Origin of the sequence: Mesorhizobium sp. BR115XR7A, from assembly GCF_020165315.1 — a bacterium.
Lineage (GTDB): Bacteria > Pseudomonadota > Alphaproteobacteria > Rhizobiales > Rhizobiaceae > Mesorhizobium > Mesorhizobium australicum.
This window is the reverse complement of record NZ_JAIUHW010000008.1, coordinates 157,560-175,718: the sequence shown is the minus strand read 5'-3', so window position 1 is coordinate 175,718 and position 18,159 is coordinate 157,560. Positions and strand designations below refer to the sequence as shown.

11 protein-coding genes and 1 tRNA gene are annotated in these 18,159 nt (G+C 62.8%); 7 read left to right on the top strand and 5 right to left on the bottom strand.

The window, feature by feature from the left end:
• Positions 1-79 precede the first annotated feature (79 nt).
• The 4 genes from LB557_RS18580 (at position 80) to LB557_RS18565 (ending at position 4,189) form a co-directional block, all read left to right on the top strand.
• On the top strand, positions 80-1,177 hold the full coding sequence (locus LB557_RS18580; RefSeq protein ID WP_023772832.1) for a polyamine ABC transporter substrate-binding protein: 1,098 nt from the start codon (positions 80-82) through the stop codon (positions 1,175-1,177).
• 76 nt (positions 1,178-1,253) lie between these two features.
• Positions 1,254-2,396, top strand: a complete 1,143-nt coding sequence (locus tag LB557_RS18575) for an ABC transporter ATP-binding protein (protein WP_015316313.1) — start codon at positions 1,254-1,256, stop codon at positions 2,394-2,396.
• Positions 2,397-2,405: 9 nt separating this feature from the next.
• Positions 2,406-3,374 (top strand): ABC transporter permease subunit, encoded by a 969-nt coding sequence (locus LB557_RS18570; RefSeq protein ID WP_140715803.1) that lies wholly within the window; start codon positions 2,406-2,408, stop codon positions 3,372-3,374.
• The gene (locus LB557_RS18565) at positions 3,371-4,189 is read left to right on the top strand and encodes an ABC transporter permease (RefSeq protein ID WP_015316315.1); all 819 of its coding nucleotides are present in this window, start codon (positions 3,371-3,373) and stop codon (positions 4,187-4,189) included. The genes LB557_RS18570 and LB557_RS18565 overlap by 4 nt, the downstream gene beginning before the upstream one ends.
• Before the next feature lie 26 nt (positions 4,190-4,215).
• On the opposite strand, the gene LB557_RS18560 is transcribed toward LB557_RS18565, so the two are convergent.
• A complete protein-coding gene (locus LB557_RS18560) occupies positions 4,216-6,069 on the bottom strand; it encodes an AsmA-like C-terminal region-containing protein (protein WP_140715801.1) in 1,854 nt (617 codons plus the stop codon).
• Positions 6,070-6,273: 204 nt separating this feature from the next.
• Here LB557_RS18560 and LB557_RS18555 point away from each other — a divergent pair, with 204 nt between their 5' ends.
• Entirely contained in the window at positions 6,274-8,232 is a 1,959-nt protein-coding gene (locus LB557_RS18555) for an acetoacetate--CoA ligase (protein ID WP_224531397.1), read from the top strand.
• A gap of 246 nt (positions 8,233-8,478) precedes the next feature.
• Here the strand turns inward: LB557_RS18555 and LB557_RS18550 are convergent, their stop codons facing one another.
• Positions 8,479-12,375, bottom strand: a complete 3,897-nt coding sequence (locus LB557_RS18550) for a PAS domain S-box protein (RefSeq protein WP_140725786.1) — start codon at positions 12,373-12,375, stop codon at positions 8,479-8,481.
• A gap of 248 nt (positions 12,376-12,623) precedes the next feature.
• On the opposite strand from LB557_RS18550, the gene LB557_RS18545 reads away from it, so the two are divergent.
• Both LB557_RS18545 and LB557_RS18540 read left to right on the top strand, forming a co-directional pair.
• Complete coding sequence (locus LB557_RS18545) at positions 12,624-13,082, top strand: phasin (protein ID WP_015316319.1); 459 nt, start codon at positions 12,624-12,626, stop codon at positions 13,080-13,082.
• 351 nt (positions 13,083-13,433) lie between these two features.
• Positions 13,434-13,510, top strand: a tRNA-His gene (locus LB557_RS18540).
• Between the two features lie 217 nt (positions 13,511-13,727).
• Here LB557_RS18540 and LB557_RS18535 read toward each other — a convergent pair.
• The 3 genes from LB557_RS18535 to LB557_RS18525 all read right to left on the bottom strand — a co-directional run bounded on the left by LB557_RS18535 (position 13,728) and on the right by LB557_RS18525 (position 17,993).
• A complete protein-coding gene (locus LB557_RS18535) occupies positions 13,728-14,747 on the bottom strand; it encodes an NAD-dependent epimerase (RefSeq protein ID WP_140725783.1) in 1,020 nt (339 codons plus the stop codon).
• Between the two features lie 107 nt (positions 14,748-14,854).
• Entirely contained in the window at positions 14,855-16,246 is a 1,392-nt protein-coding gene (locus LB557_RS18530) for an HlyD family type I secretion periplasmic adaptor subunit (RefSeq protein WP_140725781.1), read from the bottom strand.
• Positions 16,239-17,993: a type I secretion system permease/ATPase gene (locus LB557_RS18525; protein WP_140725778.1), complete on the bottom strand. Its 1,755-nt coding sequence runs from the start codon at positions 17,991-17,993 to the stop codon at positions 16,239-16,241. Before LB557_RS18525 ends, LB557_RS18530 begins: the two co-directional genes overlap by 8 nt.
• Between the last annotated feature and the right edge of the window lie 166 nt (positions 17,994-18,159).

Below are 18,159 nucleotides of genomic sequence, written 5' to 3'. Positions count from 1 at the left end.
AACAGTCTAAAGCAAATGCCCGGCCGCGCGAGCATGTCGCGACGCGCCGGCAATGGAACACTCACCAAAGGAGAATAGCATGATCCGCAAAGCGCTCTGGCTTTCGGCAACCTCGGTATTTCTGGCGCTTTTGACGCCCGCCGGTCACGCCGCGGACCGCGTCGTCAACGTCTTCAACTGGTCGGATTACATCGACAGTTCGATCATCGATGATTTCACCAAGAAAACCGGCATCAAGGTCGTTTACGATACGTTCGATTCCAACGAGATCCTCGAAACCAAGCTGCTCGCCGGCGGCAGCGGCTACGACGTCGTCGTGCCGAGCGGCAATTTCCTGGCCCGCCAGATCCAGGCCGGTGTGTTCCAGAAACTCGACAAGTCGAAGCTGCCGAACCTCTCCAACATGTGGGACACGGTTACGGAGCGCACCGCCAAATACGATCCCGGCAACGAATACTCGGTCAATTACATGTGGGGCACGGTCGGCATCGGCTACAACACCAAGAAAGTGCAGGCAGCGCTCGGCACCGACAAGATCGACAGCTGGGATACCTTCTTCAACCCCGATAGCCTGGCCAAATTGAAGGATTGCGGCGTCTATGTGCTGGATTCTCCATCCGACATCCTGCCGGCGGCGCTGAAGTACCTCGGTCTCGACCCCAACAGCACGTCGCCCGACGATATCGCCAAGGCCGAGGAAGCTCTTCTCAAGGTCCGTCCCTATATCAGGAAGTTCCACTCGTCCGAATACATCAACGCACTTGCCAATGGCGATATCTGCCTGGCGGTCGGCTGGTCGGGTGACGTGTTCCAGGCTCGCAACCGCGCGGTCGAGGCCAAGCAAGGCGTGGAAATCGGCTATTCCGTGCCGAAGGAAGGCGCCCAGATGTGGTTCGATCAGATGGCGATCCCCGCCGACGCGCCGCACGTCGCCGAGGCGCTTGAATTCATCAACTACATGATGACGCCGGAAGTGATCGCCAAGTCGTCGAACTATGTCCTTTATGCCAACGGCAACAAGGCATCGCAGCAATTCGTGGACAAGGCGCTGCTCGACGATCCCTCGGTCTATCCGGACGCCGCGACCTTGCAGAAGCTCTATACCACCCAGCCTTACGATCCCAAGACCCAGCGCATCGTCACGCGCAGCTGGACCAAGATCGTCACCGGCCAGTAGGCAATCCGGCGCGACCCCGGCAGCCAACTGCCGGGGTCGATTTCTTTTGGGGAATAAAAAAGCACGGAGTGGGGATATGAAATCGCTTGGCAGCATCCGCAGGGACTTCGCGCCATGGAACGACCCGAACGCCAAGCCATATATCCAGTTCGACAATGTCACCAAGAAGTTTGGTGACTTTACCGCCGTCAACAATCTGTCGCTGACCATTTTCGAGCGTGAATTCTTCGCTCTGCTTGGCGCATCGGGTTGCGGAAAGTCGACGCTGCTCAGGATGCTTGCCGGCTTCGAGGAGCCGACGGCCGGGCGCATCCTGCTCGACGGCCAGGATCTGCGCGGCATTCCGCCCTATCGCCGGCCGGTCAACATGATGTTCCAGTCCTATGCCTTGTTCCCGCATATGACCGTCGAGAAGAACATCGCCTTCGGTCTCAAGCAGGAAGGCATGCCGAAGCCGGATATCGAAAAACGCGTCGCCGACATGCTGAAGCTGGTCAAGCTCGAGCAGTTCGCCAAGCGCAAGCCGCACCAGCTTTCCGGCGGCCAGCGCCAGCGCGTCGCGCTTGCCCGCTCGGTAGCCAAGCGACCGAAGGTGCTGCTGCTCGACGAGCCGCTCGGCGCGCTCGACAAGAAACTGCGCGAGGAAACTCAGTTCGAACTGATGGATCTGCAGCAGGAGCTTGGTCTCACCTTCGTCGTCGTCACCCATGATCAGGAAGAGGCGATGACGATGGCCGATCGCATCGCCATCATGGATAAGGGCGAGGTGATGCAGGTGGCGACGCCGCCGGAAGTCTATGAAGCCCCGACGTCGCGCTTCGTCGCCCATTTCGTCGGCAACGTGAACATGTTCGAGGGCAAGGTTGCCGAACAGGCGGCCAACACGACCCGCATTACAGGTCCAAGCGGGGCTCAGATCGTCGTCGAGAATGGTGGCGCGGCTGCGAAGGCCAATGCGGATATCGTCTTCGCCGTCAGGCCGGAGAAGATCAGGGTCTCGTCTAAGAAGCCGGCCGATGCCGTCAACGCGCTGGAAGGTGAGGTTTACGACATCGCCTATCTCGGCGACATGACTGTCTATCACGTCAGGCTGGACGACGGGCAGATCGTGCGGGCAAGCGCCTTGAACGCGGCCCGTGTGACCGAGGATCCACTGACCTGGAACGACCGTGCCTGGGTGTCTTTCCGGCCCGACGCCGGCGTCGTGCTGGCACGGTAGGGGACGGCCATGTCCAACATCGCCGTTACCGATGCCGCCGCGCCACCGACCGCCGCCAATCCGTTCCTGACGCGGCTCGGTGCCGGCTTCGTCAGCCGGCTCGTCATCATCGTTCCCTATCTCTGGCTGCTGTTCTTCTTTCTTGTCCCCTTTGTCATCGTCTTCAAGATCTCGTTGTCGCAGACGGCTATCGCCATGCCACCCTATACGCCGGTGCTCGATTTCAGGGACGGCGTTTCCGGTTTCTTCGCCGGCTTTCGAGACCTCAACTTCGACAATTATGTCTGGCTGACGCAGGACGCACTCTATTTCAAGGCCTATCTCACCAGCGTGGTCATCGCTGCCATCTCGACGGTGCTGACCCTGCTGGTTGGCTATCCCATCGCCTATGGCATGGCGCGCGCTCCGGCGACAATCCGCCCGACATTGCTGATGCTGGTCATCCTGCCGTTCTGGACGTCGTTCCTGATCCGCGTCTATGCCTGGATCGGCATTCTCAAGCCCGAGGGCCTGCTCAACCAGCTGCTCTTGTCGCTGCACATCATCAACCAGCCGCTGGTGATCCTCAACACCTACACGGCCATCTTCATAGGCATCGTCTATTCCTACCTGCCGTTCATGGTGCTGCCGCTTTATTCGTCGCTGGAAAAAATGGACTATTCGCTGATCGAGGCAGCCAAGGACCTCGGCTGCCCGCCGACGTCAGCCTTCTGGAAGATCACTTTTCCGCTGTCGCTGCCCGGCGTCATAGCCGGCTGCCTGCTGGTGTTCATCCCGGCCGTCGGCGAGTTCGTCATCCCCGATTTGCTCGGCGGCTCGCAGACGCTGATGATCGGCAAGACGCTGTGGAACGAGTTTTTCGCCAATCGTGACTGGCCGGTGTCGTCGGCCGTTGCCGTCATCCTGCTGTTGCTGCTGATCGTACCGATCGTGTTGTTCCAGCATGCCCAGGCCCGCGCGCAGGAGCAGGGCAAATGAATACCACCTGGAGCCGCTTCAACATCACTTCGATCACGCTCGGTTTTGCCTTTCTCTATTTGCCGATCGTGCTGCTCGTCGTCTTCTCCTTCAACGAGTCCAAGCTCGTCACCGTCTGGGGCGGCTTTTCCACCAAATGGTACGTATCGCTGTTCCACAATCAGGGCCTGATGGACGCCGCATGGGTGACCATCCGCGTCGGTCTGATTTCAGCGACCGTGGCCACCGTTCTCGGCACAATGGGGGCCCTGGCGCTGACCCGCTACACACGCTTCCGGGGCAGGGTCCTGTTCTCCGGCATGATCTTCGCACCATTGGTCATGCCTGACGTCATTACCGGCCTGTCGCTGCTCCTGCTGTTTGTCGCCATCGGCATGGATCGCGGCATGACGACCGTGATCCTCGCGCATATCACCTTCACGATGTGCTTTGTCGCTGTTGTCGTGCAGTCGCGGCTTGTCAGCTTCGATCGCTCGCTGGAAGAAGCCGCCATGGATCTTGGCGCGCCACCTGTGAAGACCTTTTTCCAGATCACCCTGCCAGTCATTCTGCCGGCGATCGTGTCTGGTTGGATGCTGGCCTTCACGCTGTCACTGGACGACCTGGTCATCGCCAGCTTTGCTTCCGGCCCTGGCGCCACCACGCTGCCGATGAAGATCTACAGCCAGGTCCGCCTCGGTGTGACGCCGGAGATCAATGCCGCCTGCACCCTTCTGATCGCGATCGTCACGGTTGGCGTCATCATCGCTTCCGTCGCCAATAAGCGGCGCGAGGTGCAGCGGCAGCTTGACGAGCGGGCCGCGCAACGCGGTTAGAAGCGTTTCAACTGAGGGGCCAGGCCTTATTCGCCCGAAACGCCGCGGCTGATGGGTGAAATGAACGGCGTGCTCCAGGTTCCGCCGACGAAAAACGACGACTGGTTGGGTCCCTGCTGGCCGCTCTTCTGCGTTGCTGGCTGATCCGGCTGGATGACACCGCCCGACAGCGCCAGTCCGCGTCCTGCGTAGGATGCGATGCCGGAAAGCCAGATCTTGTATTTCGCCGAATTGGCCTCGGCCTTGTCCAGTCTGGCCACGCCTCGCGAAATGGTTGCCTTCACTTCGGCGCCATCGATGGGCAGCGTCCCGTCCGAGACATCGTCGAGCGCGAAGAAGCCGCCCTGTTCGGTATGCTTGAGAAAGGCCGGCAGGTTGAACTTGCTGAGCGCGCCAGGGCCAAAGGTCGCCGAGACAGAGCCGTCGGCGTTCTCAAAAACCGAATCCCAGGTCCTTCCTGGTCCCTTGAGGATGACCGAGACGGTGCCCGTGCCGACCGGCACCAGCCGGGTCATCCCGGCCGCGGTCCCGAACGCCCCGCCATCGACATCGGAGGCCAGCAGCCGGATCTCGACCTGAGTGCCCTCGGGCTTGCGGTCGAAACGAAGGCTGGTCTGGATGTTGCCGCCGAAGGCGGAGGCGTCGGAGATGTCAAAGACGGAAAGGCCGTCCTTGACCTGCGCGGTGGCCGCGACATCGGCAAGCTGGATGCTCCCCGCCGTGGCATGCGCCGCCGATAGCCTGAGATCGAGGTTGACCCGGTCGGCGAAACTCGTGTCGATCTGACCTGGTTCGCCGCTGCTCGCCGGTCCCAGCGACGTGAAGGCGGATAGAAACGACCTGAGGTCGAGCGTGTCGAAGGCAAGCGTGCCCGAGATCACCGGCTGTGCCTCGCCAAGCGACACGTCCAGCGCACCCATGCCCGGATTGTTGTCCAGCGCCAGCGCCGTGTTCTCGAACTTGACGCGTCCGGCCGATGCCGTGACCTTGCTCGAAATGCTGATTGAGCCGATCGCGGCGCTCGGCGCGATGCCCGCCTGCGACCATTCCAGTACGCGGCGCAGCGAAGGTGCCGCGAATTTCACCTGGCCGTCGAAATAGGCGTTTTCGGACATGCTGGCCGTGCCGTCGAAGGAGAAGGTGGCCGGCGCCGCCTTGAAGGACAGGGTCAGCGGCGCCATGCCCCCGGCAAACAGCACCAGCGGCCTCGGCGAGGCAGCATCCACGGTCACGCTTTCGCCACGCCAGATCCCGGTCGCGGACAGTGTTGCATTGCTGTTCATCGCCGCCCAGTTGGCCTGGCCGCTAAGACTGCTCAGGATCTCTTCATCCTTGCCGTTGACGGACGCCACCATGCGGCCGTCCCTGAACTCCACAGTGCCGAACGTGTCGGCCGGCAGCTTGTCGAGGTCGGGCTTGGCGGGGTCGGCGTTGACCAGGCCACGGGCCGCATCGATGGAGCGCGCGATGCGCCCGCCGGTCGGCGCCGTGGGCAGGAACAGACCGTCCGCCGTGCGCTGGACCCGGATCGTCGGCCGCACCAGCCGTGCCGTGGAAAACACCACATCGCCCTGCAATGCCGCCATGGCCGAGAGGTCGACCTCGACCCGTTCGGCTTCGACGACCGGCGGCGCATCGCCGTCGGTCCATTTTGACAGCGTCACATCGGTCAGGATCGCGCGGAAATTCGGCCAGACCTCGATTCGTGGCGACCCCTCGATGGCAACCCGAAAGCCACTCCAGGCGCTCAATTCCCACGCGATGCGGTCACGCACGATCCGCGTCGAGGCGATCAGCGGCAGGGCCGCGACCACCAGAGCGATGACGATCGCAGCAGCGCCGATCGCCCATACTCCGCGGCGGATCAAGGATGATGGCATATAGCCCCGTATGCTTCCATTCCGACAAAAACGAGCGTCCGACGGGTATAACCCCTGTCGTCACTACGACTTAGGGCCGACGCATTTCAAGTCTTTATGGCCCGGCGATGGCATTTGCGCACACCTGACCGCATCGACCCAACAAAATCTTGCTCTGCCGCGCAGCGATATGCATAAGCGATGGCGACCGTGGGAGGATCGATCATGGCTGGCGAACTACCGCTCTGGACCCCGACGCAAGACCAGATTGATGCCTCGCCATTGACCGCTTTCATGAAGGCCGCGGCAGCGAGTACCGGCAGTCCATTCTCGTCCTATGCCGACCTCCACCTCTGGTCGGTCGAGAACCGGGAGGCGTTCTGGGGTCTCGTCTGGGATTTCTGCGGTCTTGAAGGCGACAAGGGTGAACGACTGCTGCTCGACGGCGAGAAGATGCCCGGCGCCTCTTTCTTTCCGGACGCGTCTTTGAATTTCGCCGAAAACCTTCTGAAAAAGACCGGCGCTGGCGAGGCCATCGTCTTTCGCGGCGAGGACAAGGTCGAGAGGCGGCTGTCGTGGAATGAACTGCATGGCCTGGTCTCGCGCCTGCAGCAGCTTTTCCTGTCGCTCAAGGTGAAGAAGGGTGACCGTATAGCGGCGATGATGCCCAACATGCCCGAAGCCGTCGCCGCCATGCTGGCGGCGGCCTCCATCGGGGCGGTGTGGTCATCCTGTTCTCCCGATTTCGGCGAGCAGGGCGTGCTCGATCGGTTCGGCCAGATCGAGCCAGTCATCTTCATCGCGCCGGACGGCTATTGGTATAATGGCAAGGCGATCGAGGTCGCCGACAAGATCAAGGCGGTCGCGGCCAGGCTCGGCGGCGTCCGCAAAGTCCTGCTCGTCGACTATCTCGGCACCTCCGCCGACGTGGCTGATACCATCGACAAGGCGGTGGCGATGGAAGAGGCCCTGTCGCCCTTTGCCGTCAGGCCCGTCACCTTCGAGCGGCTGCCGTTTTCGCATCCGCTCTACATCCTGTTTTCGTCCGGTACCACCGGCGTTCCCAAATGCATCGTCCATTCGGCCGGCGGCACGCTCATTCAGCATGTCAAGGAACACCGGTTGCATGCCGGCCTCGGCGATGGCGATCGCTTCTTCTATTTCACCACCTGCGGCTGGATGATGTGGAACTGGCTGGTTTCGGGCCTCGCTTCCGGCGCCACGTTGCTGCTCTACGACGGTTCTCCCTTCTATCCCGACGGCAATGTGCTGTTCGATTTCGCCGACGCTGAGAAGATGACCTTTTTCGGCACCTCGGCCAAGTTCATCGATTCAGTGCGCAAGGCCGGCCTCAAGCCGATCCGCAGCCATGATCTGTCGACGATACGCGCCATATCCTCCACCGGATCGCCGCTTTCGCCCGAGGATTTCCGCTTCGTCTATGATGGCATCAAGAAGGACGTGCACCTTGCCTCGGTGTCCGGGGGCACCGATATCGTCTCGTGCTTCGTGCTCGGCGTGCCGACCCAGCCGGTCTGGACCGGCGAGATCCAGGGGCCGGGCCTCGGCCTCGCCGTCGACGTCTGGGACGATGACGGCAAGCCGGTCCGGCAGGAGAAGGGAGAGCTGGTGTGCACCAGGGCTTTCCCGTCCATGCCGATCGGCTTCTGGAACGATCCCGACGGCAGGAAATACCAGGCGGCCTATTTCGAGCGTTTCGACAATGTCTGGTGCCATGGCGATTTCGCCGAATGGACCGATCATGGCGGCATGGTCATCCATGGCCGCTCCGACGCGACGCTCAACCCCGGCGGCGTGCGCATCGGCACGGCCGAGATCTACAACCAGGTCGAGCAGATGCCGGAAATCCTCGAGGCGCTGTGCATCGGCCAGGATTTCGACAATGATGTGCGCGTCGTGCTGTTCGTGCGGCTTGCCGCCGGCGTCAAGCTCGATGATGATCTCGAAAAGCGCATCCGGGCCAAGATCCGCAGCGGCGCCAGCCCACGCCATGTTCCGGCCAGGATCGTCGCCGTCTCCGACATCCCCCGCACCAAGTCGGGCAAGATCACCGAGCTTGCGGTGCGCGACGTGGTCCACGGCCGCGCCATCAAGAACAAGGAAGCGCTGGCCAACCCGGAAGCGCTGGAACTGTTCCGCGACTTGCCGCAGCTCGCGCAGTGACCACGACCGCCATGGTTAACGAAATATGTCGCACGAATTTACCTAGATTTCACGAGTGGTACACATTCGTAAATTTTTTGGCGCCCCGGTAAGGACTTGTTAAGGCCCGGCGTCGATAGTCGCACGTAACTTGAGGGAGAAATCCCGTTCCTCAGCCCCGAGGATCTGAATTCAGCTCAAGCCCCCGTTGTGACAGCAATCCAATTTCCTAAGGCGTCCTTACCGGGCGCCTTTTTTCTTGGCTTGCTACTCCGCGAGTACCCGGGTCGAGGGGAACGCAACCTCGACCAGCGTGCCTTCGCCGGGCGTCGAATTGATGGTGAAGCGGGCGCGGTTGGCTTCCACCATCGCCTTGGTCAGCGGCAGGCCAAGGCCGGTGCCGTCGCCGCGCCCGCGCTTCAGCGCATTGATCTGCTTGAACGGCTTCAGCGCCTGCTCGATCTCGGCCTGGCTCATGCCGATGCCGGTGTCGCGCACCCGCATGACGACGTCGCCCGAGGTCTCGTAGGCGGTCGAGACGATCACCTGGCCGCCAGCCTGGGTATAGCGCACGGCGTTGGACAGGATGTTGAGCGCGATCTGGCGCACGCTGCGCAGGTCCGCCACCACTTCCGGCAGCCGCGAGGCGAAGCTGGAGCGGATGATGACGCGTTCGCGGTTGGCCTGGGGCTGCATCATCGCCACGGTTTCGGCCAGTGTATCGTTGAGCGACACCGCCTCATAAGCCATTTCCTGCTGGCCGGCCTCGATCTTCGAGATATCCAGGAGGTCGTTGACCAGATCGAGCACGTGGTTGCCCGAGCGGTTGATGTCGCGCAGATAATCGCGGTAGCGGTCGTTGGCCACCGGCCCGAACTTCTCGTCGACCATCAGTTCGGAAAAGCCGATGATGGCGTTGAGCGGCGTGCGGATCTCATGGCTGATGCGGGCGAGGAAATCTGTCTTCTGCGAGGAGGCGCGTTCGGCCACCGCGCGCGCCTGGGTGAGATCCTCTTCGGCTCGCTTCCACTGCGTGATGTCGCGCACCACGGCACAGAAGCCGCTGTCGTTGGGCAACCGGCCGATGGTCATGAACAGCGGGATGAAGCGTCCCTGTGCTTCGCGGCCGATCACCTCGCGGCCGTCATTCAAGACGCTCGCCACACCAGGCTCCGACAGGCCGGTGAGATAGTCGCGCGCCGCGCGCTGGCTCTCGATGGCAAACAGCGAGGCGAAGGGCTTGCCGGTCACCTCGTCGCTGTCGAAACCGAACAGCGCCTCGGCCGGGCGGCTGATCGAACGGATGGTGCCGTCGCTGCCGATCAGCACGACCCCGTCGGTAGCTGTGTCGATGATGGTGCGCATCTCTGCGATGCGTGCCTTGAGCTCGGAAATGTCGGGCTGCGTCGGCTCCTCGCCGATCGCATGCGCTGCCGCGGGCGCATCATCCTCGCCGGAACGGCGAACGACCAGCATCAGGGCCTTGCCGTCGCGCCAGGGCACGGAGCGCAGGATGGCGTCGATCGGGAATTCCTGCCCGTCGCGCGTCTTCAGCCGCAGCGCCCGGTCGCTGCCGTCGGAGGCGCCGTCATCGGCATAGGGATCGGCAAACAAAGCGCCGAGGCCGCCCGCATCCTCGAGGTCCTCCAGCGTCGCGTACCTGGTCAGGTCGAGGAATTCCTCGTTGGCATAGTGCAACTGGTCGCCTGAATGGATGATCAGCGGCACCGGCAGCTTGCCGAGCAGCGATGTATCCGGCGTCTTGTTTTCTGTGCCGACGGAAAAAGCCGACGGCATGAACCCTTCGGTCTTGAGCGGCGGTACCTGCAGCCGTGGCGGCTGGATGAGCGTCTCGGCCGCGTGATGCGTGCCGCCGGTTCCGCCGGTGGCCGCAATCGCTTGATCGCCGGATGCAGTTGCTGCGTCGCCGGCCCAATCCTCGTCATCCTCGGCGTCGCGAAAATCGTCTGACGTCATGCTGTCGTCATCGGCCGGTGCCTGGGCAGGTTCTGCCTGCGCCGCAGCCTCGCCATCCTCGGCCGTCGTCGCCTCTTTGTCGCTATCGTGGGCGGCATAGTCGAGCAGGGAGCCCGAGGCCTCCGGCGGCGGGGATCCGGAGGCCGGCGCCTGTTGTTCGGCCTGGTCCGGTTGCGCACCGTCGAGCCGCGCCAGATCCCTCTGATCCTCGGCATCGCTTGGGGAAAATTCGCCCGCATCCGGCTCGTCTTCCGCATCGGGCGCTGGTATCTCATGCGCCGGGCCGCTCGCCGGTTCCTGGCTCGAGCCTGCTGGTCCGGCATTCGGGTTGGCGATATCCGCCCGCGGCTTCGCATCGGCCTCCGGCTTGGCCGCGTCGAGCGGCGCGGGCAAAGACCCTGCTCCGGCACCTTGTTCCGCCTGCCTTGCCCGCTCGGCTCCCGCCGGCGGCTCTGCCGTGGAACTATCTCTTTTCAGCCGCTCGCCGATCTCGCGGAATGCGCTGCGTTCCAGCGAGGACAGCCCCTTGTCGTTGGCCGGCTGCCGGTGTTCGGCCAACCGGATGACCTTGTCGGCAAAGCGCCGCTCCGGTTTCGGGACGATGGTCAGCGCCGGCACTTCGCCCTTGAACGGATCCGATGCTTTTGGTTCTTCGGCCTTTGGGTCTTCCGGCATTGTCTCCACGGTTTTCGGCTTGGGTGCCGCCGGCATCTCGCCATTGGGCACCAGGGCCATGCCGATCGCTTCCGGATCGACGACCGCATCCCCGCTTCGCGCGACGCCGAAGCCGCGAAAGCCTTCGAAGGCGCGGCCGCGCCCATAGACAGGCAATGCCGCCAGGTCGACAGGGATCTTCAGGTCGGTACCGACGACCGGCCACAGCACCGAGCGGCCGGACCAGGTGTCGCGCCGCTCCAGCAGGCCGGAGATCTCGCCGGATGCATCAAGGCCGAAGGCCGCCGCCACATCTCGGAAGCGCCGGCCGATCACGTCGGCGGCCGGATGGCCGACGATATCGGCGAATTCCGGCGACAGGGCGCTGAACTTACCCTCGGCGTCGGTCCGCCAGACAAAACGCAGCGGTGCGGCCGAGCGGTCTATCGTCCGGGTGACCACGGTCGCGGTCGGGGCTACGGGCGAGGTGGCCTCGTCTTGCTTTACGCTGTGCGCCGCAGCTTCGGTGCCGACCGCCTCTGCCACGCGTTTCGGTTCCGGCGCGGCTGGCGCGTCGTCTTCTCCGGCATTGAAATACCAATGATCGTGCTGCCCCGGCGTGCCGGCCGCCGGCTGATCATTGTCGGCGGCAGCGGGTGTCGGCCCGGCCGGCTCCTCGATTTCCCGCGCTGTCGGCTCCGGCATCTCGCCAGCCATGGGTTCGGAAGGGACGTGTTCGTGCTCGGTCGCGGCAGCGACGGGCAACTGCTCGCTCGCCTCTGTCGCGGCGGTTCCCACCATCCGAACGCCAACCTCCTCGGCAGGGCTTTCCGTGGTCGCGGGCGAACCGTCTGCCGGAGCCGCGCTGTCCTCGAGTTGGTCCTCGTCTATCACCACCAGCAGATGCCGCTCCGGCGTCAGCCGGGCGAGACCGGCGGGGTAGGAGGTCCTGCCGCCCGGAACGAGGCGCTTGACGATGCGCTCGCCCTCGGCCGCGACGTCTGCCACCAGGGCCGCCAGTGTCGCGGGCTGGATGCCGAGCGCCGAAAATCCCTCCGAGGCGGCCTCGACATTGCCCTTGGCATCGATGAAGGCGATGAAATGGCCGTCTTCGGTAAAGCCGCTGATTGCCCGGCCGGCGATCTCGGCGGCACTGCGCGAGCCGGTCTGCGCGGCCGGCACCGCCAGCATGATGGCATTCTCGCCGTCGGGTAGCGTCACGGCACTGGCAAGAAAGCCGACGGCGCGACTGGTCATGCCGGTCGCCAGGCGCACGGTAATCGATCGATCGACGCCGATCTGGGGAAAACCGCTGGTCGCCATGATCTGGCGGCGTGCGACCAGCGGCAGCCGCGCCGAGGCCCCAATGATCGCTTCGATGTCGGGATAGCCGAACATGGCGGCGCCCGGCCCGTTGGCCCAGATCACCTGCTCGAGGTCCACCGACAGGATCGCGATTGCGTCGCCGGCGGCAAACCGCTGGCGGACCGCGTCAAGCACGGCGACGTCGAGGAAGGAATATTCGGACGGCATGCGCTTGGCGAACCCTCACGGAGCGGCGAATTTGCAGTTAACGCTTTGTTAATAAAAGCCGCAGCCACGAAGGTCCACAAGCCAGAACGTGCAAAGGCTGAATTTTGGCCGTTTGGTTAACGGCCGAAAACATTTTTTTGTGCACTGCAACAAAGATATTGCAATGCACAAGATTTGCCTTTATATTGCCATCATACATGAACGAGACGGCTTTCTGTCAAAGCCGCTGCCGCTGAAAAGGATGGAAAATGTCCAGGACCAAGACCGCCGAGACGATCGAAAACGTTGAATTCCCGAGCTTCGACGCTTCCAAGGCCACCGACCAGATGCGCGCTTTCGCCGAAAAGGGCGTTGAGCAGTCGAAGGAGGCCTACGCCAAGCTCAAGACCGGTGCCGAGGAAACCCAGAAGGCCCTGGAGTCGACCTACGAAACCGCCAAGGCTGTTTCCAGCGACCTGTCGCTCAAGACCATCACCGCGCTGCGCGCCAACGCCGAGGCCGGCTTCTCGCATCTCGAAGCCCTGATCGGCGCGAAGTCGCTGTCGGAAGTCATCGAGTTGCAGACCGCGTTCCTGCGTAAGCGCGTCGAACTGACCGTCGAGCAGGCCAAGGACTTCCAGGCCGTTGCCTCCAAGGCGGCCGAGGACGTCTCGAAGCCGATCAAGACCGCCTTCGAGAAGGCGATCAAGGAAATCAAGGCCGCCTAACAAGTGCGCATCGTCCGCGGATGCAACAAAAGGTCGCATTTTGTCGGACAAATAGATGTGAGATAGTGGCGACCGAGCGAATACCCGGCGAGTGGAACCTCCTCCCTCTGCTCTTCGGGGTGACCAGCCAGCACCTCCTCCCGCTGGCTCGTAACAGGAAAAGGCCGGCACCTCCTCCCGCCGGCCTTTTTCTTTGCCCGGCGAAAGGGGCGCCGCTGTAGGGAAGTGGCCTTTGCTTTGCAAAAGCCTTGAATTAGAATTCATAAGCCCGTAAGGACGCATCGCCGAACGAAAGAGCGGATCGCGGAGAGTGAACCTTCCACCCCGATCCTGCTACCAACGTTAAGACGTGCCGTTGTAGCTCAGATGGTTAGAGCGCCGGATTGTGGATCCGGAGGTCGCTGGTTCGATCCCAGCCAACGGTACCACTAGCACTCTCCCCATAACCGGTCGAAACTATTGGAGAAGGTTTTTCCAATAGCGGGTCCTTTCCTGATTGCATCGCCTTCGATGCTGCGCCCCTTGCTCTCGCGCACCGCAACTTTCGCGGTGTTCCGGCGCATCAGTAAGTGATGGCTCGACCCGCAAAACCACGCCCCGCTCTTAAACCGTCGGCTGCGGCCCGGGCCTCGCGAACCCGACCCGTCAGCTGTAGAAATCCTGGTACCACTCGACGAACCGCCCCACCCCCTCGGTGACGGAGGTGCGGGGGCGATAGCCGACCGCCGCCTGCAGCGCCGAAGTGTCGGCGAAGGTGTCGGGCACGTCGCCGGCCTGCAGCGGCAGCAGCTCGATCACCGCCTTGCGGCCGAGCGCGTTTTCCAGCGCCTCGACATAGGCGGTCAGCTTCACCGGGTTGTTGTTGCCGATGTTGAAGATGCGCCAGGGCGCGCTGCTGGTCGCCGGGTCCGGACGGCCGGAATCCCAGGTCGGGTTGGCTGCGGCGGGGCTGTCGCTGGCACGGATCACGCCCTCGGCGATGTCCTCGACATAGGTGAAGTCGCGCGTGTGGTTGCCGTTGTTGAATAGCTTGATCGGCTCACCGGCCAGGATGCTCCTGGTGAACAGGAACAGCGCCATGTCAGGGCGTCCCCAGGGGCCGTACACGGTGAAGAAGCGCAGCCCCGTGGTCGGCAGGCCGAACAGGTGGCTGTAGCTGTGCGCCATCAGTTCGTTGGCACGCTTGGTGGCGGCGTAGAACTGCAGCGGATGGTCGGCCGGCCGATGCTCGGAAAACGGCATGTCGGTGTTGGCACCGTAGACGCTCGAGGTGCTGGCATAGGTCAGGTGCCCGACACGGCTGCCGCGGCAGGCCTCGAGCATGTTGGTGTAGGCGATGATGTTGCTCTCGACATAGGCGCGCGGGTTTTCCAGGCTGTAGCGCACGCCGGCCTGGGCGGCGAGATGGATCACCCGGTCGAACGCATGGTCGGCAAAGCAGCCGTCGACCACGCCCCTGTCGGCGAGATCGCCGTGGATGAAATGATAGCCGGCATTGGTCTTGCGGCTCGCCTCGTCCAGGAGCCGCAGCCGCGCCTGCTTGATTTGCGGGTCGTAGTAATCGTTGATGTTGTCGATGCCGACGACCTCGTCACCGCGCTCCAGGAGCCGCCTGGCGACATGATAGCCTATGAAGCCGGCAGCGCCGGTGACCAGTACCTTCATCAGAAGGCATTATAGGTTGCGCCGTGAAGCCGGCATCCTGCGGACGCATGATATGTCCAGCCCATGGCTCTCGGGCTGGACTGCCGGCATGCGAACTCCAGGCCTGCTTAGCGGAAAGCCCTGGAAATCTGGTCCGTGAGAGGTTTCAGCATATACGACCAGACATTGCGTTCATCCGTGCGGATGTGAACTTCCGCCGGCATGCCCGGTCTGAGTTGCCTGGCTTCCTTCAAGCACTCCGACTGACTGTCGACCTTAATACGGGCCGAAAAGTACGAAAGCTGGCGTTGCGGATCTTTGATCAGGTCCGCCGAGATGTACTTGACGGAGCCGTTGCAAACAGGGGTAGTCCCGGCATCGAAAGCTGGAAACCGGATCGAAACGCTCTGTCCCGGGTTGACGTCGTCTATGCGGGAAGGAGGGATCAACGCGTCCACGACAAGGTTGTCGGCCTCGGGAACGATCGTCATCAGCAGTTCGCCCGGGGCGACCACGCCGCCGACAGTGTGAACGGACGACTGCTGAACTGTGCCGGATTGCGGAGCGCGGATCTCGGTTTTGGTCAGTTCGTCTTGCGCCACGATCTTGCGTTCGTTGAGTTCGGTGCGCTTGGCTTCAGTCTCGCGCAGTTCACCGGTCACATCGCTTCGCCGTTGCTCGTCGAGCTGCAGGATTTGCAACTCGATCTCGCTGATCTTGGCCTGTGCCTCTGCTACCGCGGCTGCCAGTCGTCCCGACTCGCCCTTGGCACGGGTCGCATCCAGCCTGACGTTGCTAATCCTCTCTTTGGACACCAGTTTCTTCGAATAGAGAGCATCGACATCCGTAAGGTCAGTGCTCAGCAGCGCCGCTGATTCATCGGCTGCAACCTGCTGGGCCTTCAGGCCATCGATCTGACGCTCGAGTTGCTTTGTTTGGCTCGACAAGAGCGCCTTCTGCCCGGCCAATGCCGAGGCACGGGTTTCGAACAGAGCGCGCTCGCCGCTGACAAGGGCGGCCAGCTCCGGCTTTGGCATCCCGGCCTCAAGGCCGGCTGGAAGCTGCATTTCACGCAAACCGCCGCGTTCGGCCTCCAGTCGCGCAAGCCGCACCGTGGTCCGATCAAGATCTTCGCTGATGATCTGCAGATTGGCCCGTGGCAGCGTGCCGTCCAGCCGGACCAATATGTCACCGGCCCGAACATGGTCGCCGTCTTGCGCAAAGATGCCGCCGATCGTGCCGCCGGTCTGGTGCTGGACCTTCTTGATGTTGCTTTCGACCACCACCGTGGCGGGCGCGATCACGGCGCCGGCTATCTTGGTCAAGCCAAGCCATGCTCCGCCGCCGACCACCAGCAGGCCAGTCACAACGAGCCCCAGCGTCATGCTTGGCCAAAGGGTCCCTGGCGCAAGGATGCTGTCTGGCACCTTGGGCAAGTCGGTTTCGGCGGGCTGGTATCGAGTTCCGAACCGGGCAAGTGTCGGCATGAACGCAAGCACGCGGGGCAAGATGTCACGCATGTCCGGTCACTCCCGAGTGGATGGGCGCGATCGAAGATGGACGTTGCGCGGCAGGCGAGGGCGGCCGCCGCATGCCGGCAAGCACTTCCTCGCGCGAGCCGAAGGTGCGCAGCCTGCCATCCGCCAGGACCATGACCTGATCGATGTTGGTGAGGGCAGATGGCCTGTGTGCAACAACGATCACGATACCTCCACGCTGGCGGACGGCCATGATGGCTCCGGCCAGGGCGGCGTCACCTTCAACGTCGAGATTTGAGTTTGGCTCGTCCAGCACGACCAGGAACGGGTTGCCGTAGAGCGCCCGGGCAAGGCCGATAAGCTGCCTTTGCCCTGCCGACAGCGCTCTGCCTCCCTCGCCGATGCGCGTCTGGAAGCCTGCCGGCAGATGCATGATCATCGAGTGGACGCCCGCGGCTTTCGCCGCGGCGAGCACGCCCTGGGGGTCGCTCTTGCCGCCAAATCTCGAAATATTGTCCGCCACCGTCCCGTCGAACAGTTCAACATCCTGCGGCAGATAGCCAATGTGGGCGCCGAGCCGTTGCGCGTCCCACTGGTCGAGAGAGGCCCCGTCCAGCCGCACCGTGCCGTGCAGAGGGCTCCAAACTCCCACCAGCGCGCGCACCAATGTTGTCTTTCCCGAGCCGCTTGGGCCGATAACGGCCATTCCCGCGCCGCTCGAAAGCTGGAAGCTTACATCGACGAGCGTCGGCCTGGGTGTACCCGGAGGCGCTACCGCCAAACTATCGACCGCCAGGCGGGCCTCTGGCGGCGGCAACTTCATGGATTCGATTGGACTCTCGAACGCACGGAGCGCCGCTTTCAACTGGGAATAGCTCTGCCGGGTGGACAGGAAACCCCGCCAGTTCGCAATCGCCGCATCGACCGGGGCTAGGGCGCGACCCAGCAATATCGACGACGCGATGATCACGCCAGGGGATGCTTCGCCTCCGATGACGAGATACGCGCCGAGCCCTAGCACCGAAGATTGCAGCACCATCCTAAGCGCCTTCGACAGCGAGCTGATTCCACCCACGATGTCGGAGAGCCGCTCCTGATAGGAGAGATAAGCGTGAGTGACTTCGCCCCAGCGCCCCGCCAGCCGTTCGGAGAGGCCCATCGCGTGGACCACCTCGGCATTCCGACGGCCGGAATCAGCAAGCGCGCGCTGTGTCAGGATCGCTTCGGACGCCAGCGCCGCAGGGCGGCGGCTGATGATCTCAGCCACGATGGTCAGCACGACGACGGCGACGGAGCCGAGGGTCGCAAGCACGCCGAGCGACGGATGCAACATGTAGATAATGAGCAGATAAAACGGGATCCACGGCGCGTCGAAAAGAACCGTCGGCCCCGTTCCCGAAAGGAATCCGCGCAATTGATCGAGGTCCCGCAACGGAAGCACCCGGTCCGCTTCTCGACCGGCCCTGAGCGGGAGAAGCAACGAAATTGCGAATGTTCTCTGCTGCAAACTGCAGTAGAATCGACTGGCGATTCGGACCAGTAGACGAAGCCGCACGAAATCGAGCAGACCGTAGGCCGCATAGAGGCCCAGCATTCCGATGGTGAACCCGACCAAGGTCGGGACGCTTTGCGACGGCAGGACGCGATCATAGACCTGCAGCATGTAAACGGATCCGGTCAACGCAAGGATGTTTATCATTGCGGAAAAGAGTCCGATGCCAGCTATTCCAGGCAGGCAGTCTAGTATTGCGGAGCGTAGCGGAGAGGCGCTTTGTGGCTCTTTATTCATAGCTTATTGCTATGACACGACGTTGTCGCGTGTCTTTCTTTGTTCATCCGATGGGTAACCTTTTCTGATTCCACCATATCACATGCGCCCCCCGGACATGATGGCTAGCTAACATATGGCGAACTTTATGCAAAATGAAGCGAAATCGTGGCCGGGAGTCGGGGTG